Genomic DNA, 22,788 nt, shown 5'->3' with positions numbered 1-22,788 from the left:
CGTCGTCGTGCCCGCGACGGAAGTCGCTGGTGCCCGTCCATGCGACGGGGCGAGTGGCGGTCGTGCTGCCACTCGCCCCGTGCGTGGAACGGAGTTACTGCTGTGCGCTCGGCGAGTTCGGGGACTCGACCGTGATGTCGCCGGCGATGATCTGCTCCTGCAGAGCCATGATCTCGTCCATCAGGCCCTCGGGCAGGTCGCCCTCGAAGCTGCCGAAGCCCGAGAGCTTGACGCCCTCGTTGTCGAGCGTGCCGACGTAGGGCGCCGGGTCGAACTCACCCTTCGAGGCGGCCATCGTGGCGTCCTCGACGGCGACGTCGATCGCCTTCATGATCGAGAAGAGCGTGACGTCGGCGACCGACTCGTCGGCGACGGCGAGGTCGCTGTCGACGCCGACCATCAGCGTGTCCTTGCCGCTGTCCGAGATGGCAGCCGCAGCGCTCTGGTAGATCGGGCCGCCGACGGGCAGGATCACGTCGACACCCTGGTCGAGCACGCCCTGGGCGGTCTGCTTGGCGGTGTCGTTGGCGTCGAAGCCGCCCGTGAACGAGCCCTTCTGCGAGGCGACGTCCCAGCCGAACAGCTCGACCGCCGCCGACTTGTCCTCGTTGTACTTGTCGACGCCGAGAGCGAAGCCGTCCATGAACACGGCGACCGACGGGATCTGCATGCCGCCGAAGGTACCGACCTTGTTCACACCGCTCTGCGCCGACCAGCCGGCCGCGGCGTATCCGCCGAGGTAGGCGGCCTGTGCCGTGTCGAAGACGAGCGGCTTGATGTTGGGCGCGTCGACCTCGCCGTCGAAGTCGTTGTCGGCCCAGTCGTCGATGATCGCGTAGTCGATCTCGGGGTTCGCGAGCGCCGACTCGACCGTCGCGGCCGAGAGCTTGAAGCCGACGGAGACGATGAGCGAGCAGCCCTCCGAGACCGCGGTCTCGAGGTTCGGCGCGTAGTCGTTGTCGTTGGCCGACTCGAACTCGAGCGGCTTCACACCCAGGCTGTCGGCGGCGCGGTCCATGCCCTCCTTGGCCGACTGGTTGAACGACTTGTCGTTCCAGCCGCCTGCGTCGGAGATGAGGCAGGGCAGGAAGTCGGATGCTGCCTCGCCGCCGTCGCCGCCCGATTCGGCGGGTGCCTGGCCGCAGCCGGCCAGTGCGAAGACGACGCCCGCGGCGACGGTCGCGCCGAGAAGCTTCTTGGTGGTGGAGATGGTCAACTCAGTGCCTCCCTGAACGGAACCGCGTCCCTCGCGGGTCGATCAAAGTTACCTAGTGTTTCAGCGATTCCGTATACCGGCGGCCCCGGCGCAGACGAATCTTTACAAAGCTGAAACCTGGGCAGCGGATGAGCAGCGGGTGCTGCGCATCAGAGCACATCGCCCCGTCCCGTGAGTTTGAGCGACTCCACGACGCCCTTCACCCGCTGCGCGTTCTCGACCGTCGTCACGAGGAGCGCGTCGGGGGTGTCGACCACCACGATGTCCTTCACCCCCACCAGGCTGATGACCCGCGAGGTCTGACTCACGAGGATGCCGCTCGCGGCATCCGACAGCACGCGCGCCCGCGGACCGAGGACCGCGAGGTCGTTCTTGCGGCCGTTCGTGATCAGCTTCGTGAGCGAGGCGAAGTCGCCCACGTCGTCCCAGTCGAAGTGCCCCGGTACGACCGCGAGGCGTCCGCGACGCGCGGCGGGCTCGGCGACGGCGTAGTCGATGGCGATCTTCTTCAGGCGCGGCCAGATGCGGTCGACGGCGGGCCCGCGGCGCTCGCGGTCGTCCCAGGCCTCGGCCAGCTCGAGCAGGCCGGCGTGGAGGGCGGGTTCGTTCGCGGCGAGTTCGTCGAGGAGCACACTCGCCTTCGCGATGAACATGCCCGCGTTCCAGAGATAGCCCCGATCGGCGATGTACTGCCGCGCCGTCTCGAGGTCGGGCTTCTCGACGAAGCTCTCGACCAGGGCGGCCTCGCGCGCGCCCTCGACCACGAGCTCCGGGCCCATCTTGATGTAGCCGAAGCCGACTGCCGGCTCCGTGGGCGAGATGCCGATCGTGCAGATGTACCCCTCGCGGGCGACCTCCACCGCATCCCGCACCGCGAACTCGAACACGCGCGTGCCGCGGATGACGTGGTCGGCGCTGAACGACCCGACGATCACGTCGGGGTCGCGCCGATGCAGGATCGCCGCGGCCAGTCCGATCGCGGCGGCCGACTCGCGCGGCTCCGACTCGAGGAAGACGTTGAGGTCGGCGATGCCCGGCAGCTGCTCCTCGACGGCGGCCCGGTGCGCACGACCGGTGACCACCGCGATGCGGTCGGGGCCCGCGAGCGGCAGCAGCCGATCCCACGTGTCGCGCAGCAGCGAGTGCCCGGACCCGGTGAGGTCGTGGAGGAACTTCGGCGCGTCGGCCCGAGAGAGCGGCCAGAGCCTGCTGCCGATGCCGCCGGCGGGGATCACGGCGTAGAAGTCGTCGATCGGTTCCGTCATCCCGCCAGCGTAGTCGCGACCCCCGCCTCGTCGCCGTCCCTCAAGAAGCGCTCAAGGCGCGTCGTGGCGCGCCGACGGTTAGGGTCCCCTTCGTCGCCCGCCCCTCTCAGACGGGAATAGGATGGAGGGCGATCGGGCGTGCCTGGCGGCATGCGACCGACGCACATCGATCCAGGGAGGACGACCGTGTCCACGAGCGCTCGCTTGACACCGTCGATTTCGGAAACCACGTCCAAGACCCCCCGCGGCACCCTCTACCGGGGACGCGAAGGCATGTGGTCGTGGGTGCTTCACCGCATCACCGGAGTCGCCATCTTCTTCTTCCTGTTGGTGCACGTGCTCGACACGGCGCTCATCAGGGTCTCCCCCGAGGCGTACGACGCCGTCATCGGCACGTACAAGAACCCGGTCATGGCGATCGGCGAGGTCGTCCTCGTCGCGGGCATCGTCTTCCACGCCATGAACGGCCTGCGCATCATCGCGGTCGACTTCTGGTCGAAGGGTGCGCGCTACCAGCGCCAGCTCTTCTGGGGCGTGCTCGCCGTCTGGGTCGTCATCATGGCCGGCTTCGTGCCGCGCCACCTGATGCTGGCCTTCGCCGGCTTCGGAGGAGGACACTGATGACCGCTCAGACCATCGCCGCCCCGGCCCGTCGGCGCCGCGGGATCAACCTCGAGAAGTGGGGCTGGGTGTTCATGCGCGCCTCGGGCGTCGTGCTCGTCGTGCTGATCTTCGGCCACCTCTTCGTCAACCTGATGGTCGGCGAAGGCATCCACGCCCTGGACTTCGCCTTCATCGCCGGCAAGTTCGCCACCCCCTTCTGGCAGTGGTGGGACGTCATCATGCTGTGGCTCGCGCTGATCCACGGCGCCAACGGCATGCGCACGATCGTGAACGACTACGTCACGAACGCCACCGCGCGCAAGGCGCTCGTCTGGGCGCTCGGCCTCGCGGCCGGACTCCTCATCCTCCTCGGCACCCTGGTCGTCTTCACGTTCGACCCGTGCCTCGGAGTGACCGAGTCCAGCACGCTGTGGGAGACCTGCCAGTCGCTGGGCAACTGAGAGAAGAAGGCATACGAGAAGTGACTACCGATACGCAGGATTCCGTCGTCCGGGACGGCGTGCACTACCACCAGTTCGACATCGTGATCGTCGGCGCCGGCGGCGCCGGCATGCGGGCCGCCATCGAGGCGGGTCCGGGTGCGCGCACCGCGGTGATCTCGAAGCTGTACCCCACCCGCTCCCACACCGGTGCGGCGCAGGGCGGCATGGCGGCGGCGCTCGCGAACGTCGAAGAGGACTCCTGGGAGTGGCACACCTTCGACACCGTCAAGGGCGGCGACTACCTCGTCGACCAGGACGCGGCGGAGATCCTCGCCAAGGAGGCGATCGACGCGGTCATCGACCTCGAGAACATGGGTCTCCCGTTCAACCGCACCCCCGAGGGCAAGATCGACCAGCGCCGCTTCGGCGGGCACACGGCCGAGCACGGCAAGTCGCCCGTCCGCCGGGCCTGCTACGCGGCCGACCGCACGGGCCACATGATCCTGCAGACGCTGTTCCAGAACTGCGTCAAGCTCGGCATCAACTTCTTCAACGAGTTCTACGTGCTCGACCTCATCACGGTGAAGGACGACGCGGGCAAGACGCAGGTCGCCGGTGTCGTGGCCTACGACCTGGCCACGGGCGAGCTGCACGTCTTCCAGTCGAAGGCCGTCATCTTCGCGACCGGCGGCTTCGGCAAGATCTTCAAGACGACCTCGAACGCGCACACCCTCACCGGCGACGGAGTCGGCATCGTGTGGCGCAAGGGCCTCCCCCTCGAGGACCTCGAGTTCTTCCAGTTCCACCCCACCGGTCTCGCCGGCCTCGGCATCCTCCTCACCGAGGGCGCCCGCGGCGAGGGCGCCATCCTGCGCAACGCGTCGGGCGAGCGCTTCATGGAGCGCTACGCCCCCACCATCAAGGACCTCGCTCCCCGTGACATCGTCGCGCGCTGCATGGTGCAGGAGGTGGCGGAGGGTCGCGGCGCCGGACCGCACAAGGACTACGTGCTGCTCGACTGCACCCACCTGGGCGCCGAGGTGCTCGAGACCAAGCTCCCCGACATCACCGAGTTCGCGCGCACCTACCTCGGCGTCGACCCGGTGGTGGAGCCGGTGCCGGTCATGCCGACCGCGCACTACGCGATGGGCGGCATCCCCACGAACAACAACGGCGAGGTGCTCGCCGACAACGACACCGTCGTGCCCGGCCTCTACGCCGCCGGCGAATGCGCGTGCGTCTCGGTGCACGGCGCCAACCGCCTCGGCACCAACTCGCTGCTCGACATCAACGTGTTCGGCAAGCGCAGCGGCCGCAACGCCGTCGAGTACGTGCAGACGGCCGACTTCGTGCCGCTGCCCGAGAACCCCGCCGCGTTCGTGTCCGACATGCTCGAGGGACTGCGCAACAACCAGGGCACCGAGCGCATCGCCGTGCTGCGCAAGACGCTGCAGGACGAGATGGACAAGGGCGCGCAGGTGTTCCGCACGCACGACTCGCTGCAGCACGTGCTGGGCGTCATCGCCGAGCTCCGCGAGCGGTACAAGAACATCCACGTCGACGACAAGGGCAGCCGGTTCAACACCGACCTGCTCGAGGCCGTCGAGCTGGGCTTCCTGCTCGACATCGCCGAGGTCGTCGTCTACGCCGCGCAGAACCGCGAGGAGAGCCGCGGCGGCCACATGCGCGACGACTTCCCGAAGCGCGACGACGAGAACTACATGAAGCACACCATGGCGTACCTCACGGGCGACCCGCACTCCTCCGACCCGAGCGATCACATCAAGCTCGACTGGAAGCCCGTCGTCTTCACCAAGAACGAGAAGGGCGAGTACAACTACCCGCCCATGGAGAGGAAGTACTGAGAATGTCGAATGCAGTTGCCGAGGCCCCCGCAGCGGCCGCGGAGGACACCGGCATCCAATCCTTCATCGTCACCTTCAACATCCGCCGGTTCGACCCCGAGGTCGACGCCGAGCCGCACTGGGTCGACTACGACGTGGAGCTCTACTCCACGGACCGCGTGCTCGACGCGCTGCACAAGATCAAGTGGGAGGTCGACGGCTCGCTCAGCTTCCGCCGCTCGTGCGCCCACGGCATCTGCGGATCCGACGCGATGCGCATCAACGGCCGTAACCGTCTCGCCTGCAAGACGCTGATCAAGGACCTCGACATCTCGAAGCCGATCTACGTCGAGGCGATCAAGGGCCTGCCGCTGGAGAAGGACCTCATCGTCGACATGGAGCCCTTCTTCGCGTCGTACCGCGAGGTGCAGCCGTTCCTCGTCGCGAACTCGGTACCCGAGAAGGGCAAGGAGCGCACGCAGTCGATCGCCGACCGCGAGATCTTCGACGACACGACGAAGTGCATCCTCTGCGCCGCGTGCACCTCGTCGTGTCCCGTGTTCTGGACCGACGGGCAGTACTTCGGTCCCGCCGCGATCGTCAACGCGCACCGCTTCATCTTCGACTCGCGCGACGACAACGCCGCCGTGCGCCTCGACATCCTCAACGACAAGGAGGGCGTGTGGCGCTGCCGCACCACCTTCAACTGCTCCGAGGCGTGCCCCCGTGGCATCGAGGTCACCAAGGCCATCGCCGAGGTCAAGCAGGCGGTTCTGCGCGGACGCCCCTGACCGGCATCCGACATCGATACGCGAACAGGCGGCTCTCTTCGGGGGCCGCCTGTTCGCGTATCCGGGCGGCCCGCTCTGCGTCGGTCGGAGGCGGGCGGATAGTGTGAAAGGCGTGTCCGGTTCCCGTCCCCTCCGCGAGCGCCTCGAAGCGCCGATCGAGCGCGTGACCGAGCTGAAGGACCGCACCCTCGCCGCGTTCCCCGTGCGCGTCTGGCGCAACTTCGCGTTCAGCAACGGCTTCCTGCTGTCGGCGGGCATGAGCTACTACGTGCTGTTCGCCCTGTTCGCGCTGCTGTACGTCGGGTTCGCGAGCGCCGGTCTGTGGCTCGGCGGCAGCGACACCGCCGTCGAGGCCCTGGTTCGGCTCGCCAACACCTACATCCCCGGCCTCATCGGGCCCGGCGGTTTGTTCACGGTCGCGGACGTGACCCAGATCGCGCAGAACGCGACCGGCGTGCTGGGCGTGACCGGTGCGATCGCGGTCGGCATCGCCCTGTGGACCGCGGTCAGCGCGGTGACCTTCACCCGCCGCGCCGTGCGCGACCTGTTCGGGCTGCCGTTCGACGCGCGCGCCTACTGGCTGCTGAAGGCGAGGGATGCCTTCGCGGCGGTGGTCTTCGGCGGCGCGATGCTCGTCGGGGCCGTGCTCATCTCGCTCAGCGCGTGGGCCCTGGAGCAGCTGTTCCTGTTGTTCGCGTGGAGCACCGACTCGTGGGTCTTCTCGTTCGGAGGGCAGGTGGCCTCCGTCGCCGTCGCCTTCGCCCTCGACGCGGCCGCCCTCGCCATGCTGGTGCGCTTCCTCACGGGCACGCAGCTGCGGTGGCGTTTCATCGTGCCGGGTGCGCTGCTCGGCGGGGGCGCCATGACCGTGCTGCAACTGGGCGCGGGCCTGCTGCTCTCCCACGTGCCGAGCAATCCTCTGCTCGCCTCGTTCACCGTGATCATCGGGCTGCTGCTCTGGTGCCGCTGGCTCGCGATCGTCATGCTGATGGCCGCGTCGTGGATCGCCGTCGCGGCCGAGGACCACGATCAGCCTCTCGAGAGCGTCGACGCCGAAACGGCTCGTCGCGCGGAGCAGCAGGCGCTCCTGGTGGCCGCACGAGTGCGTCTCCGCGAGGCGCAGCAGGCCGCCGACCGGGCGCCCTGGTACCGGCGCCTCGGCGCAGAGCGAGAGCTGCGGGCCGCGCAGGCGGAGCTGGCGGAGGCCAGGGCGGATGCCGAGGACGACGGGGTCACGGCGGGCAATGTCCGACCCCGACCGTAGGCTGGACGACATGCCCCATCTGCGCGTCGCCTCCGTCAATGTCAACGGCATCCGTGCCGCCGCCCGCAACGGTATGAGCGGCTGGCTCGACGATGCGGGGGTCGACATCCTCACCCTGCAGGAGGTGCGCGGGCAGGACGAGCACCTCGAGGCCGCCCTCCCGGGGTGGTCGATCGTGCACGACGAGGCCACGGCGAAGGGGCGCGCCGGCGTCGCCATCGCGAGCCGCGTGCCGGCTCTGGCCGCGCGCACCGCGTTCGGCCCCGACGACTTCGACGCCAAGGGCCGGTGGATCGAGGCCGACTTCCTGCTCGGCGACCGTCCGCTCACGGTGGTGAGCGCCTATGTGCACTCCGGTGAAGCCGACACCCCCAAGCAGGACGAGAAGTACCGCTTCCTCGACGCGTTCGGGCCCCGGCTCAGCGAACTCGCTGCCGACGACGCCTTCGCCCTCGTCACGGGAGACCTGAACGTCGGGCACCGCGAACTCGACATCAAGAACTGGCGGGGCAACCGCAAGAAGGCCGGCTTCCTCCCCCGCGAGCGCGCCTACTTCGACCGTTTCCTCGGCGAGGCGGGCGCCGAGGTGACCGGGGTCGACGGATCGGTCGGCACCGGGCTCGGCTGGGTCGACGTCGGACGTCGCTTCCATGGCGAGGTCGAAGGACCGTACACCTGGTGGTCGATGCGCGGACAGGCGTTCGACAACGACTCGGGGTGGCGCATCGACTACCACCTCGCGAGCCCAGCGCTCGCCGACCGCGTGGTCGACTACCACGTCGCCCGCGCGGCGGCCTACGACCAGCGGTGGAGCGACCACGCCCCCGTGGTCGTCGACTACTCCTTCTGAGAGTCCGGCTCCCCCGCCGTCGCGCCGGACTCGGAGGAGACGTGACGGTACCACCCGCGGTACTCCAGCACCGTGCCGACGAGCGGGTTCACGGCGCGCATCTCGATCGTGCGCCGCGCGTTCTGGGCGTCCCACCCGTCGACGAGATCGACATGGATGCCGAGGATGCCGCGCAGAGCAATACGCCGCCCGCCGATGCGCAGCGCGATACGCCGCGTGCGCATGCGCAGGAAACCCTCGCCGGTGACGCTGCACTCCTCGATCATCTCGACCCGGCCGCGGGCGCCGAGCAGATTCCGCACGAGACCCGCGTGCACACTCACCGTGAGCCGGTCCGAAATGTACTGCGTGCCCGACGAGAAACGGAACGCCCGCTCGCTGTCGAGCGTCGCACGACCGAGAGCATCGGTGCCCGAGCGCGTGGTCAGGGTGAACGGCACGTCGCGTCCGTACCGGGTCACGAGCATGCGTCGCCCGACGAACGGGCGAGCGAGCGCAGTGAGGCGCCCGAAACGACTGCCTGCGACGGCGAACACGCCCTCCGCCCGAGCCTCCGCGCCGTCGGCGCTCATCTGACTGCGCAGCTCGGGGTGCAGCGCCTCAGCGCGGTCGCCCAGAGCCCGAAGGAACACCTCTCCCTGTGCGATCATTCGCGCACCTCCTCCCGGTAGGGCTTGACGGTCTCGGGCACCGCGTCGGTCGGCACGTAGGTGCAGCGGAACTCGCCCCGGTAGCCGAACAGGAAGCCCAGCAGGTCGTTGTGCACCTCGAGGTCGATGACGAAGCAGTCCTTCTCGTCGTCGAAGTGCTCGACGAGGTGGGCCCGGCCACTGAAGATCATGGGAAAGCGGAAAGCCACCGGCCCCTCGTAGAACCTCTGCTCGCCGGAGGTGAGACGCAGCCCGCCGTTCTCGGTGACCGCCAGGTCGAGATCCACGGCGAGGTGCTGATGCGTGCCGAGGTAGTCGACGACGCGGCCGCGGGCCTCGCTGTAGATCATCGTCGCGTCGAATCGGCGCCGCCGCCCCGGACGCGTGCGCATGGTGCGCACGAAGGTCACCGTCTCACGTCCGAAGCCGTCGACGTAGGCATGGTTGTCGATCTGGAACGGGATGCCGCGTCCGTGCTCGGAGAGGAGGATGTTCCGCATCGCCCCCAGCAGGAGGAAGGGCCGAGTCCACCAGGGCCCCCGTCGCACCTCGGTCATCACGCCGCGTCCGACGCACCCGTAGCCCGCCGTGAGCCCGATGCGGAAGCGGCGCTGCATCTGCGGGTGCAACCGCTCGAAGTCGGCGCCGAGGGCTCGTACGAACACTCCGTCGCTCATCGATCGATCCTCTCCAGCGACGCGGGGGCGTCATCCATGATCCGTCGCGCTCCGCGCTGCGGCGGACGCGAGAGGCATCGGCGCGCCCGAGCCCGCGGGCGCCCGGGCAGCAGGCTGCGCCACCACGTCGTGCGTTCCGGCTCGATGCCGCTCTCGGCCCACAGGCGCAGACGGTCGAAGCTCCACGCCGTCAACCACCAGACCACGCGCCGGGTGATCCAGCGATCGAGCACGCGGCCGATCGGACCCCACCCCGGCGCGTAGTCGTAGCCGGTGAGGAAGCGCACACCATCGGGCGTCGGCACGTACCGCCAGTAGCCGCGGCCCTTTCCGAGCGGTGACAGCCGGTCGGCCGTGTCGAAGAGCAGCGCCGAGGTGCGCTCCCCGCCGGCGGACCGCCGCTCTCCGAGCGAGACGCCCGTGCCGCGGATCGTGTGCACCCCGAGGGCGAGCTCGTACACGAACTCCTGCGCGCCGTCGTCACGGACACGGGTGGGGCGAATCGCGGTGAATCGTGCATCCCATCGCACGTGCTCCTGCGGGGTCTGCGTCAGCTCCCACACGCGGTCGAGGGGCGCGTCGATGAGGATCTCGACGTACAGCGCGCCGTCGCGTCGCGCTGCGGTCGCCTTCTCCCCCATCCCGCCAGCGTAGGGGACGAGCGCGCGGGAGCGGGCGCGCACGCGGCATAGGATTGCAGGGTGACCAAGCCTCGCCTCTACTCCGGAATGCAGCCCTCCGCCGACTCCCTCCAGATCGGCAACTACATCGGGGCGCTCCTCCAGTGGCGAGACCTGCAGTCCTCGTACGACGCGTTCTTCTCGGTCGTGGACCTGCACGCGATCACCGTGCCGCAGGACCCGGAAGTGCTGCGCGAGAAGACGCGCCGCACGGCCGCCCAGTACATCGCGGCCGGCATCGAGCCCTCGCAGTCGACCCTCTACGTGCAGTCGCACGTACGGGCCCACGCCGAGCTCGCCTGGATCCTCAGCACGATCACCGGTTTCGGCGAGGCCAGCCGCATGACCCAGTTCAAGGACAAGTCCGCCCGCCAAGGACAGGACGCCACGAGCGTCGGGCTGTTCACCTACCCGGTGCTCATGGCCGCCGACATCCTGCTCTACCAGACCGACGTGGTGCCGGTGGGCGACGACCAGAAGCAGCACGTCGAGCTCACGCGCGACCTCGCCGAGCGGTTCAACTCGCGCTTCGGCGAGACGTTCACCGTGCCGAAGCCGGTGATTCAGAAGGACACGGCCCGCATCTACGACCTGCAGAACCCGACGTCGAAGATGTCGAAGTCTGCCGAGAGCGACGCCGGTGTGCTCTGGATGCTCGACGACCCCGCGAAGTCGGCGAAGAAGATCATGCGCGCCGTGACCGACAACGAGGGTGCGGTGCGCTTCGACCGCGACAACAAGCCCGGCGTCTCGAACCTGCTCACGATCTACGCGGCGCTCACCGGCCGCCAGGTCGCGTCGATCGAAGACGAGTACGCCGGCCGCGGGTACGGCGACTTCAAGAAGGGTCTCGCCGAGGTCGTGGTGTCGGAGTTCCAGCCCGTGCGCGACCGCGCTCTCGAGCTGCTCGACGACCCGGCCGAGCTCGACCGGATCCTCGCCGAGAACGCCGCGCGCGCGGATGCCGTCGCCGACGAGACGCTGAGCCGCGTCTACGACCGCGTGGGTCTGCTCCGCCGCGTCTGACGACGCCCGCCCCTAGGATGGCCTCGTGACCGATCCCCAGTTCCCGCCGCCGCACGGCGTCGTGCCCCCGGCCCCGCCCGCTCCTCCGGCCGTGCCGCCGGTGCCGCTGGCGCCCGGCTTCGCCGCGCCGCCGCAGCCGCCCGCATCCGCCCCGGCGGCGCCGCAGGCCCCGGGCTACGCGCCCGCCCCGCAGGCCCCGGGCTACGCCTCGTCACCCGCGCAGCAGTACGCCACCCCGCCCGGCGCGTATCAGGTGCCCGTGGGCGGCTACGCCGCGCCGACCGGCGATTACCGCACGCCCGACGCGACGGGCCGCCCGTCGAAGCTCTTCGGCATGCTCTCGCTCATCCTGGGTCTCGTCGCGACCGTCGTCACCCCGATCGTCGCCGCCGTCATGGGCTACGAGATCGGGAGGCGCGTGCCCGAGGCGATCATGGAACTGAGCGGCGAGAGCTCGGCCAGCTCGCTCGCCTTCCTCTCCCCGGCCCGCGACCAGGTGCTGTGGGCCGAGATCGGCTTCTGGACCGGTACCGTCCTGGGTGTGACGGCGATCGTGCTCGGCATCCTCGCGATCGTGCGCAAGAGCGGTCGGGGCCAGGGCATCGCCGGACTCGTCATCGCCGTGATCGGCCCGGTGCTGTTCTTCCTGCTGCTGGGTATCGGCCTCGGCGTGGGTGCGGGTGCCGGAGCGGCCTCGTACTACGGCTGACCGCCGTCCGTCCCGGCGTCGCCGCGAGGCGCGACCGTCGATCGGTTCCGCGTCTCAGCGCGGTGCGTGGTGCTTCTGCTGCGCAGCGAGCAGACCCTCGCCGACCACCTGCTCGACCGCGTCCGCGGCATCCGATACGAGGACCGGCAGGTTCGCGCGCTCGTCCTTGCCGAAGGGCGCGAGCACCCAGTCGGCCGGGTCCTGCCGACCGATCGGCCGACCGATGCCCACCCGCACGCGCGGGAAGTCGGGCGTCGTGAGGGCGCGCGCGACGTCGCGCACTCCGTTGTGGCCGCCGTGCCCTCCCCCGGTCTTGAGCTTGAGGGTGTCGAACGGGATGTCGAGCTCGTCGTGCACGACGATGACGCGCTCCGGCGGCACCGAGTAGAACCGCGCCAGCGCGGCCACCGGCGTGCCCGAGACGTTCATGAACGTGTTCGGCTTCGCCAGCACGATCTTGTCGGCACCCGGCCGCAGCCAGGTCTCAACGACCCGGGCACCGCCCTTGTGCTCGCGGAACGACTCGCCGCGCCGCGCCGCGAGCTCGTCGACGACCATCTGGCCGATGTTGTGGCGGGTCGCCTCGTACCGCGGACCGGGGTTGCCGAGTCCGACCACGAGCCAGGTGGAAGTCATGCCGTCGTCCTCTCGTTCCGCCTCGCGGGCGGTGTGCGGGTCAGGATACGAGAGAGGGGACGCGATCCGATCGCGTCCCCTCTGTCGTACTGCGGGCGGAGATCACTCCGCGGCGGTCTCCTCGGCGGCGGGCTCGTCGCCCTCCGCGGCCTCGGCGTCGTCCTCGACCTCGAGGGCCGGGACCGAGATCGCGACGACGAGCACGTCGCCCTCGGTCAGCAGCGAGGCGCCCTTCGGGAGGGTGACGTCGGCGGCGGTGATGTGCGTGCCGTCCTCGAGTCCCTCGACCGAGACCTCGACGTTCTCGGGGATGTGGGTCGCCTCGACCTCGAGCGACAGCGTGGTCGCGTCGAGGTTCGCGATGGTGCCGGCGGCCGACTCACCGGTGACAACGACGGGAACGTCGATCGTGACCTTCTCGCCCTTCTTCACCACGAGCAGGTCGATGTGCTCGATGATCTGGTGCACCGGGTCCTTCTGCACGTCCTTGACGAGCGCGAGCTGCTCGGTGCCCTCGATGTCGAGCTCGAGGAGCGCGTTGGCACGACGGATGATCAGCGAGACCTGGTGGCCCGGCAGAGCGACGTGCACGGGCTCGGTGCCGTGGCCGTAGATGACAGCGGGGATCTTGCCGGCGGCGCGCAGACGGCGGGCGAAGCCCTTGCCGAAGCTGTCGCGCAGCTCGGCGTGGACCTTGGTGTCTTCAGACATGAGGTTCTCCTTCGGGGCACGCAGCGAAGCGCCGCGCGGTGGTCTGTGGTTCGTGTTCTCGAGAGGGACACGGGAAAAGAGCCACCGGGACTCGCTTCGCCGCGTCGATAACGGATGCCCGCGCACGCGCGAAAGCGTCCCTCGCCGAGGTACTCGGTCAATGGTACCGGATGACCCGGTAGGCTGAGGACACCGTTCCCTCTCGCAGATCTCGGAGACTTCCATGCTCGACGGCGCCCTCTTCTCGCACATCATCCTCTGGGTCATCGGCGCGATGACCGTGTGCGCCGGCGTCGCGAGCTTCGCGGCCCTGTTCTCGCTCGGGCGTTCGGGCTACCGCAAGGACTGACCGCTCCCGCGCAGCCCTGCGCCGACGGCGTCCTCGATCGCCGTCACCTGCTCCGCGACCCCACCGGCCGCGATGCGCGCGCCCCGTTCGTCGGGCTCCACCGGTTCGAGCGTCTCGAGCTGTGAATCGAGCAGCGCCGCCGGCATGAAGTGGCCGGGTCGCTCGCGCATCCGCCGCTCCAGCTCGTCGCGATCGACGCGCAGCTCGGCGAAGAACGCGTCCGGCGCTTCCACCCGGATCGCGTCGCGATAGGCCCTCCGCAGCGCGGAGCACGCCACGACGATGCGCCCGTGCGCGGCGAGGGTCGTGCCGACGACGCCGAGCCACGGCATCCGGTCGGCGTCGTCGAGGGGGATGCCGGCGGCCATCTTGTCGACGTTGGTCAGCGGATGCAGGTCGTCGGCGTCGACGAACGTCGCCCCGATCCGTTCCGCCAGAGCGCGGCCGACCGTCGACTTGCCGCAGCCGCTCGGCCCCATCACGACGATGCGCACGGTGTGCATGCGGCGCCTCAGTAGAACTCGACGGTGTCGACGACCGCCTGCAGCGGACGTCCGTCGAGCAGGCGTCCGGCGTTCTCGGCGAAGCGGCGTGCGATGCGCTCCTCCTCGCGGGCGTCGATGGCGGCGGTGTGCGGGCTGACGAGCACGCGCGGGTGCGTCCACAGCGGCGAGTCGTCGGCGAGCGGCTCCTGTTCGAACACGTCGAGACCGGCGAACGAGACGCGGCCGTCGTCGAGCGCCTCGAGGAGCGCCGTCTCGTCGATGACGGATCCGCGTCCGACATTGGTGACGATGACACCGGGCCGTACGGCGGCGAGCACCTCCGCGCCGATCAGGTGCTCGGTCTGCGCCGTACCGGGGAGAGTGACGACGACGGCATCCACCTCGGCCACGGCATCGGCGAGGTCGTCGATCGGCACGAGGCGGTCGACGCCGTCGACCGAGTCGCCGGAGCGCGTGGTGCCCCACACGGTCGCGCCCAGCGCATGGAACCGACGAGCGCACTCCGCCCCGATCCCGCCGAGACCCACGACCAGCACGGTCAGCTCGTCGAGCTGACGCATCCGCCACCGGTCGGGCCACGTGCGGGTGCGCTGGTCGTCGAGCAGACGGGGAAGACCCTTCGCCCCCGCCAGAACAACGAACACCGCGAACTCGGCGAGCGGCCCGCCGTGCACGCCGGCACTCGTGGTGAAGACGACGCGGTCGAGCTCGTCGCGATCGAGGCCGGCGGCCTTCACCGTCGCTCCTCCCCCGGCCGCTGTCGTCATGACCCAGCGCAGCCGCGGGTTGGCGCGCACCGTGCGGGCGAGCGCCTCGGCATCGACATCGGGGATGCCGAACAGCACGTCGGCGGAGTCGACCATGCGCTCGTACGCCGACTGCTCGGCGGGGGTGCGGGTGTGCGCGGGATCTCCCGACCAGTCGGCCGGCCACCGCGCCGGATGCTCGAGCGCGTGATCGCGGACGACCTCGACCCGGGGCTCGATCTCCTCGATGAGCCGGCACAGTTCCTCCGGCAGAGGAACCGCCACAACCGCCCTGAGCCTGCTGCCGCTGTCCGCCACGCTGTTCCTCCTCGAGTCGTCGTCCTCCCAGCGTAGAGGCCCGCGTCGAGGCATCCCTCCCTGCACAGACACCGGGCGTGACACACGCGCGCGACCGCCGCGGGACAGCGATACCCTGAGAGCAACCCTTCTTCACGATCGAGGAGCCTTCTGTGCCCGCAGCATCAGCGAATATCGGAGTCGTCGGACTCGCCGTCATGGGGTCGAATCTCGCCCGCAACCTCGCCAGCCGCGAGGGCAACACCGTGGCGATCTTCAACCGCAGCTACGAGAAGACCCGGACGCTGCTCGACGAGCATCCGGAGGCCGGTTTCGTTGCGGCGTCGACGTACCAGGAGTTCGCCGACAGCCTGCAGAAGCCGCGCACCGCGATCATCATGGTCAAGGCCGGCGGCCCGACGGATGCCGTCATCGACTCGCTGCTCGAGGTGTTCGAGCCGGGCGACATCATCGTCGACGGCGGCAACGCCTACTTCCCCGACACGATCCGCCGCGAGAAGGCCGTGCGCGAGACCGGCGTGAACTTCGTCGGCGCCGGTATCTCCGGCGGCGAGGAGGGCGCCCTCACGGGCCCCTCGATCATGCCCGGCGGCTCGGACGAGTCGTGGGTGACCCTCGGCCCGATCCTCAAGTCCATCGCCGCGGTCGCCGAGGGCGAGCCGTGCGTGACCCACGTCGGCCACGACGGCGCCGGTCACTTCGTGAAGATGGTGCACAACGGCATCGAGTACGCCGACATGCAGCTCATCGCCGAGGCCTACGACCTCATCCGCCGCGGCACCGGCAAGTCGCCCGCCGAGATCGCCGACATCTTCGCCGAGTGGAACCGTGGCGAGCTCGAGTCGTACCTCATCGAGATCACCGCCGAGGTGCTGCGCCAGGTCGACGCCGCGACGGGTCAGCCGCTCGTCGACGTGATCGTCGACCAGGCCGGCGCCAAGGGCACCGGCGCATGGACCGTGCAGACCGCGCTCTCGCTGGGCGTGCCCGTCTCGGGCATCGCCGAGGCGACCTTCGCGCGTTCGCTGTCGAGCCACCCCGAGCAGCGCGCCGTCGCCGCGGCTCTCCCCGGCCCCGACGAGGAGTTCACGGTCGCCGACGGCGATGTCGAGGCGTTCATCGAAGACGTGCGGCTCGCGCTGTACGCCTCGAAGATCGTCGCCTACAGCCAGGGCTTCGACGAGATCCGCGCAGGTGCGGCCGAGTACGGCTGGAACATCGACCTCGGCGCGATCAGCAAGATCTGGCGCGGCGGATGCATCATCCGCGCCCAGTTCCTCAACCGCATCGCCGACGCGTACGCCGAGACCCCCGACCTGCCGGTGCTCATGACGGCCCCGTACTTCGCCGAGGCCCTGACGCGCGGGCAGTCCGCGTGGCGCCGCGTCGTCGTCGCTGCCGCCACCGCCGGCATCCCGGCCCCGGCATTCTCGTCGTCGCTGTCGTACTACGACGGCATCCGCGCCGACCGCCTCCCGGCCGCGCTCGTGCAGGGTCAGCGCGACTTCTTCGGCGCGCACACCTACAAGCGCATCGACAAGGAGGGCACGTTCCACACCCTTTGGTCGGGCGACCGCACCGAGATCGAGGCCGAGGACACACACTGACCTCGATGTGAACATCACGGAGGGCCCCGGCGCGTTCGTCGGGGCCCTCCGTGTATCCGCCCTTACCGCGTGATGTCCTGCACCACGCCCTGCGTGAGGCGGAGCCGCCGCGTCGCACGACGCGCGACGGCGGAGTCGTGCGTCACGACGATCATCGTGAGGCCCTCCGCGCACAGGGACTCGAGCAGGTCGAGCACCTCGTCGCGCATACTCTCGTCGAGGTTCCCCGTCGGCTCGTCGGCGAGCAGCACCCGAGGCCGCTTCACGAGAGCGCGGGCGATCGCCACGCGCTGCTGCTGGCCGCCCGACAGCTCGGACGGCAGATGCGCGCCGCGGTCGCCCAGCCCGACGTGGGCGAGGGCCTCGCTCACACGAGCCCGGCGCTCCGCCCGGGCGGGCGACGAGGGCTCCAGCGCCATGTCCACGTTCTCGGCAGCAGTGAGGGTCGGGATGAGGTTGAACGCCTGGAAGACGAATCCGATCTCCTCGGCCCGGAGGCGTCCGAGCTCGCGCGCGGATGCCGAGGCGAGTTCCGTGCCTCCGATCGCGAGAGACCCCGCGGTCGGTCGATCGAGGGCGCCGAGGAGTTGCAGCAGGGTCGACTTCCCCCCGCCCGTGGGGCCCTGGATCGTGACGAACTCGCCGGCCGCGATCTCGAGGTCGACGCCGCGCAGCGCCGTCACCTCCCCTCCCTTCCGGCGGTAGGTGCGGGTGACGCCGGTGGCGCGGTACAACGGCGTCGGGGCATCCGTCGAGGCTTCGATCGTGGGGGTGTGGGTCATGCTCATGGGTTCTCCTCCTGGTCTGCGAGTATCGGTGGGGTCACCGGGGGTCGTGTTCGGGATCGGGCTCATGCCACGGCCCGCAAGGCTTCGGCCGGGCTCAGGCGGGCGGCACGCCAGCCTCCGAACGCGGCGGCGACAAAGCCGCCGAGAAGGGCGAGGCCGACGGCGGCGACGAGGACCCAGGGCGTGAACGGCGCCTGCAGCACGACGTCGGCCGTGGCGGTGGTCTGGAACATCCCGCCGCCCGTGGGACCGCCTCCCGGCGCTCCGGGGCCGCTCTGGGCGGTGCCCGCGCTCGACGCGACCGTCGGGCGCACGAGATTGACGATCAGGATGCCCGCGAGACCGAGGACGAGACCCGCGGCTCCGCCGAGCAGGCCCTGGACCATGGATTCGCCGGCGACCTGACGCATCACCCGACCGTTCGACCATCCGAGAGCCTTGAGGGTTCCGAACTCGCGGGTGCGTCGCCCGACGCTGGACAAGGTCAGCAGCACGGAGAGGAGCACTGCGACCGCGAGAACGATGACCGACAACCACGTGCCGAGGCTCGACACGAGCGCCGTCGCGCCCGAAAGCGAGCCCGAGACGCTCGCCGCGAGCTCGGCCTGCGACGTCACCGTCGCGTCCGGCAGCTCGTCTGCCAGAGACGCCTGCACCGCATCGATGGATGACGCGGAATCGGCCTGCACGTATACGGTCGAGACCACATCGCCCACCCCGGCGAGGTCCTGCGCGGTGTCGAGGGGCAGATACACGTTCGCGGCGGTGTCGGCGGTGTCGGAGGTCGACGCGAGGATGCCGACCACCTCGACGTCCGAGCCGGCCACGTCGATCACGTCGCCGACCGCGATGGACGCCGTCGAGGCGTAGGCGCTGTCGACGAGCGCCACGAGCAAACCGGAATCGGACGACGAGAACGTCCGACCGTCGGTCACCGCCGTGGAGGCCAGCGGGCCGATGGTCGTGACGTCGGGGTCGACGCCGAGCACCGAGAACGAATCGACGTCGAACGCGCCGCCGCCTGCGCCGTCGGCCCCGCCCTGCGGAGGAGTCTGTCCTTCTGAGGGCATCCCGTTCTGCCCGTCGGTCGCACCGCCCTCGCTTCCGAAGCCGCCGCTCGGAAGCTCGCCGGAGAAGGTCGAATTCGTCAGGCTCAGTGCGCCCGTCGCATCCGCCACCCCGTCGACCCCGCTGACCTGATCGATGACGCCGGCGTCGAGGGTGCCGCGCATCAGGTCGGTGCGCAGCGACGACTGCGTGAGCGTGGTCGTGTCGCCGTCGGTCTGGCCCTCCCCGGCGTCGAACTCGAAGCGGGGCCCTCCGCCCTCCCCCGGTTCCGCCGCCGCGCCCGTCACCGTGAGGTCGGTGCCGACCCCGTAGACGGCGTCGAGCGCCTGCGCCTGCGCATCCCGCACCCCCGTGGCGAGCGCGTTGACGACGATCACCAGTCCGATGGCGATCGCGAGCCCGATGGCCACGATCGCGGTCTGCCTCTTCCGGCCCGCGAGTTCGCGCCGTAGATACGTTCCGTACATGTCTCTCCTTCTTCCGCGTGGATCGCGGTGCCGGGAACGACGGTAGGAAGCGGGTCTATGCGGGTTCGAAGGCCCCGCGATGAGCACGCTATGGATCGCGGCGCTCCCGTCACCATGATCCGAAGGAAATGCCGGTTTCACAGACAACGCATAGTGCGCTCCATAGAAAACCCATAGGAGACTCCGCAGAATGGGAGCATGACCAGCGACCTGCCCGATCTTCGCCGCGCCGACGGCTCACCCCTGCGCATCCTCGCCGTGGACGACGAGCAGATGCTCACCGACCTGCTCGCGATGGCGCTGCGCATGGAGGGCTGGGAGGTGCGCACCGCGTCATCCGGGCTCGAGGCGCTGCAGGTCGCGCGGGAGTTCGAACCCGACGCCCTCGTGCTCGACATCATGATGCCCGACCTCGACGGCATGGCCGTGCTCAAGCGCCTGCGCGAATCCGGCAGCCTCGTACCCGTGCTGTTCCTCACCGCGAAGGACGCGGTCGGCGACCGCGTCGCCGGGCTCACCGCTGGCGGCGACGACTACGTCACCAAGCCGTTCAGCCTCGAAGAGGTCATCGCGCGGCTGCGCGCCATCATCCGCCGCACCGGGCACGCGATGGCCGACGACGGCCAGTCGATCCTGCGCGTCGCCGACCTCACCCTCAACGAGGACAGCCACGAGGTCGTGCGCGACGGCACCGAGATCGAACTCACCGCCACCGAGTTCGAACTGCTGCGGTACCTGATGCGCAACGAGCGTCGAGTGCTCTCGAAGGCGCAGATCCTCGATCGGGTGTGGAGTTACGACTTCGGCGGCAAGTCATCGGTCGTCGAGCTGTACATCTCGTACCTGCGCAAGAAGATCGACGCCGGCCGCACGCCGCTGCTGCACACCGTTCGCGGCGTCGGCTACATGATCAAGGCCCCGCAGTGAGCGGGACGAGGATGCCGCGACGCCCGCTGAGCCTGCAGGCCCGCCTGATGACCGCCGTCATCGGGTTCGTGTCGCTCATCCTCGTCATCGTCGCGGTCATCACCAGCGCATCGCTCGGCCGCACGCTCGAGGATCAGCTCGACCAGCGCGTGAAGAGCTACGCCCTCCAGGTGACCGAGAAGTGGGTCGACCCGCTGCCGGCGAGCACGGCGACGATCGACAACATCCTCGCCCGGGCCGGCAACGCCCCACCCGGGCTGCTGCTGGCCGTATCGAGCCCCCTCACCGGTACGAGCGGCGCCGTGTTCACCAGCTCGGCCGAAGAGCTCGACGCGAGCTCCGTGACGCTTTCGGCGGCGCAACTGAGTCAGATCAACGACGGCCTCGACGGCCCGCGCCTCGCGACCGTGTCGATCACCGACGTCGGCTCGTACCGCGTCGCCGTCACGACCTCGCACAGCGGTGTGATCGTCGTGACCGGACTCCCCCGCGCCGACATCCAGGCGCAGCTCACCACCCTTCTCACGGTGATCGCACTCGCGACCATCGGCGGTCTCATCCTGCTCGCCCTCACCACCGCCATCACGATCCGCGTGGGTCTGCGGCCGCTGCGCGCCGTCGCCGCCACCGCGACCCGCGTCGCCGACCTCCCGCTCGACCGCGGTGAGGTCTCGATCACCGAGCGGGTGCCGGCATCCGAAGCAGACCCGCGCACCGAGACCGGGTTGGTCGGCGCGTCGCTCAACAAGCTGCTCGACCACGTCGACGCCTCCCTCGCAGCGCGCCAGAAGAACGAGGAGCGGATGCGCCGGTTCGTCGCCGACGCCAGCCACGAGCTGCGGACTCCTCTGGCCTCCATCCGCGGGTACTCCGAGCTGTCGCTGCGAGCGCTCGGGCAGAATCACGGCCCGGAGGCGATCGACGGCACCACCACGTCTCTCGAACGCATCCAGGCGCAGTCCTTGCGCATGACGCGACTGGTCGAGGATCTGCTGCTGCTCGCCCGACTCGACGAGGGCCGCGAACTCGTGCACGGCAGCGTCGACCTCGGTCAGCTGGCGCTGGAGAGCCTGGCGGACGCCCGACCGACCGCCGTCGACCACCACTGGAGCATCGAGGTGCCCGACGAGCCCGTCGTGATCATCGGCGACGCCGGGCGCCTGCACCAGGTGGTCGCGAACCTGCTCGCGAACGCCCGCACCCACACCCCGGCCGGCACGACGATCACGGTGAGCGTGCACACCGAGGGCGGCGAGGCGGTCGTGCGGGTGCACGACGACGGCCCCGGCATCGATCCGGGGGTGCGCGACGAGCTGTTCGCCCGCTTCGCACGCGGCGACAGTTCACGCGCACGTCAGACCGGGGGCACGGGCCTCGGCCTGGCGATCGCGAAGGCCATCGTCGAGGGGCACGGCGGGTACATCTCCGTCGCGAGCGAGCCCGGCGATACGACGTTCACGGTGCGCCTGCCGCTCGTGCCGCCCGATGTCCGGACTCCCGACCTCTCCGACGACTCCCCCACCCCCGCCTGAGACCCCCCACCCCGCCCGCGAAATGCAGGCACGACGACGACATGCAGGCTGAAACCACCCCGTTGAGCCTGCATCAAACGTCTGTGCCTGCATTTCGCCTCGGTGGGCGGCCTGCACAAGAGCCGATCGTTGTCGAGCATCCACAGATGACGTTCGGCACGGCCCGGCATGGCCGGCGGTGGCCGAACATGATCGGATGCTCCCACCCGAACATCTCATCGCTCACCACGGCGGCGTCTGCCGCACCTCCGACCTCCGCCGCTACGGCGTCACGTCCGCGGCCATCAGCCGAGCGGTCGAAGGCGGATCCATCCTCCGAGTGCGGCAGGGCGTGTTCGCGACCGCGTCTGCAGATGCGACCGTCGTGCGGGCCGCGGAACACGGCGGCTCGCTCACCTGCTGCCGTGCACTGCGCCTGCACGGCGTCTGGGCCCTAGACGATGATGCTCATCCGCACGTGTGGTTAGGCCGCAAGAGTCGCATCCATCACGCCGACTGCACCTGCATCGCGCACTGGCACGATGGCGCGAGCGCTCTCGGCCTCGCACCTCTCGAAGATGTGCTGCTCGACGTCTATCGCTGCCGAGGCGCCGAGACCTTCTTCGCCGGCCTCGAGTCCGCTCTTCGCCAACGGAAGATCGTTTCACTGAGCCGTCTCCGCTCGCGCCTTCCTACGTCCGCGCGCTGGCTGGTCGACCTCGCCCGCCATGACGCCGACAGCGGACTGGAATCCCTCCTGCGTCTGCGGCTTCATCTGCTCGGAGTCGCGCTGCAGTGCCAAGTGGTCATCGATGGCGTCGGGCGGGTCGACTTCGTGATCGCAGGGCGCATCATCCTCGAGGCCGACGGCGAAGAGTTTCACGGCGGCGCGGCCGAACGACGTCGAGACCGACGCCGTGACGCGGAGGCATCGGTCCGAGGCTACGAGACGCTTCGATTCGATTACGACCTGATTATCCGGGCGTGGCCCGTCGTCCAGTCCGCGATACTCCGCGCGATCGTGCGCCACGGGATCACTCCCCCGCGCTGACCTCCTGCGGCCCGCGCGTCGCGAGTTGCAGGCATGGACGACAAATGCAGGCCGATTCGGTGGCTTGCCACCTGCAGGTCGCAAT

General features: G+C 69.7%; 24 protein-coding genes. 13 read left to right on the top strand and 11 right to left on the bottom strand.

The window, feature by feature from the left end:
- Window positions 1–94: 94 nt before the first annotated feature.
- Both AC3A3J_RS07460 and AC3A3J_RS07455 read right to left on the bottom strand, forming a co-directional pair.
- Window positions 95–1,216, bottom strand: a complete 1,122-nt coding sequence (locus tag AC3A3J_RS07460; RefSeq protein WP_487671669.1) for a BMP family lipoprotein — start codon at window positions 1,214–1,216, stop codon at window positions 95–97.
- 149 nt (window positions 1,217–1,365) lie between these two features.
- Window positions 1,366–2,481 (bottom strand): mannose-1-phosphate guanylyltransferase, encoded by a 1,116-nt coding sequence (locus AC3A3J_RS07455; RefSeq protein WP_487671668.1) that lies wholly within the window; start codon window positions 2,479–2,481, stop codon window positions 1,366–1,368.
- Window positions 2,482–2,667: 186 nt separating this feature from the next.
- Here AC3A3J_RS07455 and sdhC point away from each other — a divergent pair, with 186 nt between their 5' ends.
- The 6 genes from sdhC to AC3A3J_RS07425 all read left to right on the top strand — a co-directional run bounded on the left by sdhC (window position 2,668) and on the right by AC3A3J_RS07425 (window position 8,276).
- The gene (sdhC, locus tag AC3A3J_RS07450) at window positions 2,668–3,102 is read left to right on the top strand and encodes a succinate dehydrogenase, cytochrome b556 subunit (RefSeq protein WP_314650860.1); all 435 of its coding nucleotides are present in this window, start codon (window positions 2,668–2,670) and stop codon (window positions 3,100–3,102) included.
- Window positions 3,102–3,545 (top strand): succinate dehydrogenase hydrophobic membrane anchor subunit, encoded by a 444-nt coding sequence (locus tag AC3A3J_RS07445; protein ID WP_487671667.1) that lies wholly within the window; start codon window positions 3,102–3,104, stop codon window positions 3,543–3,545. Before sdhC ends, AC3A3J_RS07445 begins: the two co-directional genes overlap by 1 nt.
- 20 nt (window positions 3,546–3,565) lie before the next feature.
- Entirely contained in the window at window positions 3,566–5,392 is a 1,827-nt protein-coding gene (sdhA, locus tag AC3A3J_RS07440) for a succinate dehydrogenase flavoprotein subunit (protein ID WP_487671666.1), read from the top strand.
- Between the two features lie 2 nt (window positions 5,393–5,394).
- Complete coding sequence (locus AC3A3J_RS07435) at window positions 5,395–6,162, top strand: succinate dehydrogenase iron-sulfur subunit (RefSeq protein WP_314650866.1); 768 nt, start codon at window positions 5,395–5,397, stop codon at window positions 6,160–6,162.
- Between the two features lie 112 nt (window positions 6,163–6,274).
- Window positions 6,275–7,426 carry a YihY/virulence factor BrkB family protein gene (locus tag AC3A3J_RS07430; RefSeq protein WP_487671665.1) on the top strand — a complete coding sequence of 384 codons (1,152 nt, stop codon included), beginning with the start codon at window positions 6,275–6,277 and terminating at the stop codon, window positions 7,424–7,426.
- Window positions 7,427–7,436: 10 nt separating this feature from the next.
- Window positions 7,437–8,276, top strand: a complete 840-nt coding sequence (locus tag AC3A3J_RS07425) for an exodeoxyribonuclease III (RefSeq protein WP_487671664.1) — start codon at window positions 7,437–7,439, stop codon at window positions 8,274–8,276.
- On the opposite strand, the gene AC3A3J_RS07420 is transcribed toward AC3A3J_RS07425, so the two are convergent.
- The 3 genes from AC3A3J_RS07420 to AC3A3J_RS07410 are packed head-to-tail and all read right to left on the bottom strand — an operon-like array spanning window position 8,264 to window position 10,244.
- Window positions 8,264–8,926 (bottom strand): DUF4166 domain-containing protein, encoded by a 663-nt coding sequence (locus AC3A3J_RS07420; RefSeq protein WP_487671663.1) that lies wholly within the window; start codon window positions 8,924–8,926, stop codon window positions 8,264–8,266. The genes AC3A3J_RS07425 and AC3A3J_RS07420 overlap by 13 nt on opposite strands.
- A complete protein-coding gene (locus AC3A3J_RS07415) occupies window positions 8,923–9,603 on the bottom strand; it encodes a DUF4166 domain-containing protein (protein WP_487671662.1) in 681 nt (226 codons plus the stop codon). Before AC3A3J_RS07415 ends, AC3A3J_RS07420 begins: the two co-directional genes overlap by 4 nt.
- Entirely contained in the window at window positions 9,600–10,244 is a 645-nt protein-coding gene (locus AC3A3J_RS07410; RefSeq protein WP_487671661.1) for an SRPBCC family protein, read from the bottom strand. The genes AC3A3J_RS07415 and AC3A3J_RS07410 overlap by 4 nt, the downstream gene beginning before the upstream one ends.
- Before the next feature lie 60 nt (window positions 10,245–10,304).
- On the opposite strand from AC3A3J_RS07410, the gene trpS reads away from it, so the two are divergent.
- Window positions 10,305–11,309, top strand: coding sequence for a tryptophan--tRNA ligase (gene trpS, locus AC3A3J_RS07405; RefSeq protein WP_487671660.1), 1,005 nt, complete (start codon window positions 10,305–10,307; stop codon window positions 11,307–11,309).
- 25 nt (window positions 11,310–11,334) lie between these two features.
- Window positions 11,335–12,018, top strand: coding sequence for a hypothetical protein (locus tag AC3A3J_RS07400; RefSeq protein ID WP_487671659.1), 684 nt, complete (start codon window positions 11,335–11,337; stop codon window positions 12,016–12,018).
- Window positions 12,019–12,072: 54 nt separating this feature from the next.
- Here AC3A3J_RS07400 and pth read toward each other — a convergent pair whose 3' ends face one another.
- Both pth and AC3A3J_RS07390 read right to left on the bottom strand, forming a co-directional pair.
- Window positions 12,073–12,654 carry an aminoacyl-tRNA hydrolase gene (gene pth / locus AC3A3J_RS07395; protein WP_487671658.1) on the bottom strand — a complete coding sequence of 194 codons (582 nt, stop codon included), beginning with the start codon at window positions 12,652–12,654 and terminating at the stop codon, window positions 12,073–12,075.
- 102 nt (window positions 12,655–12,756) lie between these two features.
- On the bottom strand, window positions 12,757–13,365 hold the full coding sequence (locus AC3A3J_RS07390) for a 50S ribosomal protein L25/general stress protein Ctc (RefSeq protein ID WP_487671657.1): 609 nt from the start codon (window positions 13,363–13,365) through the stop codon (window positions 12,757–12,759).
- Between the two features lie 223 nt (window positions 13,366–13,588).
- Between AC3A3J_RS07390 and AC3A3J_RS07385 the strand changes: the two genes are divergently transcribed.
- Entirely contained in the window at window positions 13,589–13,714 is a 126-nt protein-coding gene (locus AC3A3J_RS07385; protein WP_314650885.1) for a hypothetical protein, read from the top strand.
- Here the strand turns inward: AC3A3J_RS07385 and AC3A3J_RS07380 are convergent.
- Both AC3A3J_RS07380 and AC3A3J_RS07375 read right to left on the bottom strand, forming a co-directional pair.
- Window positions 13,699–14,217, bottom strand: coding sequence for a gluconokinase (locus tag AC3A3J_RS07380; RefSeq protein ID WP_487671656.1), 519 nt, complete (start codon window positions 14,215–14,217; stop codon window positions 13,699–13,701). The genes AC3A3J_RS07385 and AC3A3J_RS07380 overlap by 16 nt on opposite strands.
- A gap of 8 nt (window positions 14,218–14,225) precedes the next feature.
- Window positions 14,226–15,284, bottom strand: coding sequence for a D-2-hydroxyacid dehydrogenase (locus tag AC3A3J_RS07375; RefSeq protein WP_487671655.1), 1,059 nt, complete (start codon window positions 15,282–15,284; stop codon window positions 14,226–14,228).
- Window positions 15,285–15,436: 152 nt separating this feature from the next.
- Here AC3A3J_RS07375 and gndA point away from each other — a divergent pair, with 152 nt between their 5' ends.
- A complete protein-coding gene (gndA, locus tag AC3A3J_RS07370) occupies window positions 15,437–16,891 on the top strand; it encodes an NADP-dependent phosphogluconate dehydrogenase (protein WP_487671654.1) in 1,455 nt (484 codons plus the stop codon).
- A 62-nt stretch (window positions 16,892–16,953) separates the two neighbouring features.
- Here the strand turns inward: gndA and AC3A3J_RS07365 are convergent, their stop codons facing one another.
- Window positions 16,954–17,679 carry an ABC transporter ATP-binding protein gene (locus AC3A3J_RS07365; protein ID WP_487671653.1) on the bottom strand — a complete coding sequence of 242 codons (726 nt, stop codon included), beginning with the start codon at window positions 17,677–17,679 and terminating at the stop codon, window positions 16,954–16,956.
- Between the two features lie 62 nt (window positions 17,680–17,741).
- Window positions 17,742–19,214, bottom strand: coding sequence for an ABC transporter permease (locus tag AC3A3J_RS07360; protein ID WP_487671652.1), 1,473 nt, complete (start codon window positions 19,212–19,214; stop codon window positions 17,742–17,744).
- A gap of 198 nt (window positions 19,215–19,412) precedes the next feature.
- On the opposite strand from AC3A3J_RS07360, the gene AC3A3J_RS07355 reads away from it, so the two are divergent.
- The 3 genes from AC3A3J_RS07355 to AC3A3J_RS07345 all read left to right on the top strand — a co-directional run bounded on the left by AC3A3J_RS07355 (window position 19,413) and on the right by AC3A3J_RS07345 (window position 22,703).
- Window positions 19,413–20,141, top strand: a complete 729-nt coding sequence (locus tag AC3A3J_RS07355; RefSeq protein WP_314650895.1) for a response regulator transcription factor — start codon at window positions 19,413–19,415, stop codon at window positions 20,139–20,141.
- A gap of 11 nt (window positions 20,142–20,152) precedes the next feature.
- Window positions 20,153–21,673 carry a sensor histidine kinase gene (locus AC3A3J_RS07350; protein WP_487671651.1) on the top strand — a complete coding sequence of 507 codons (1,521 nt, stop codon included), beginning with the start codon at window positions 20,153–20,155 and terminating at the stop codon, window positions 21,671–21,673.
- 196 nt (window positions 21,674–21,869) lie between these two features.
- Entirely contained in the window at window positions 21,870–22,703 is an 834-nt protein-coding gene (locus AC3A3J_RS07345) for a DUF559 domain-containing protein (RefSeq protein WP_487671650.1), read from the top strand.
- Window positions 22,704–22,788: the final 85 nt, after the last annotated feature.

The sequence above is a fragment of the Microbacterium sp. Soil_N32 genome (genome assembly GCF_057655505.1).
The sequence above is the reverse complement of the archived record's forward strand: the minus strand, read 5'-3'. Positions and strand labels throughout refer to the sequence as shown.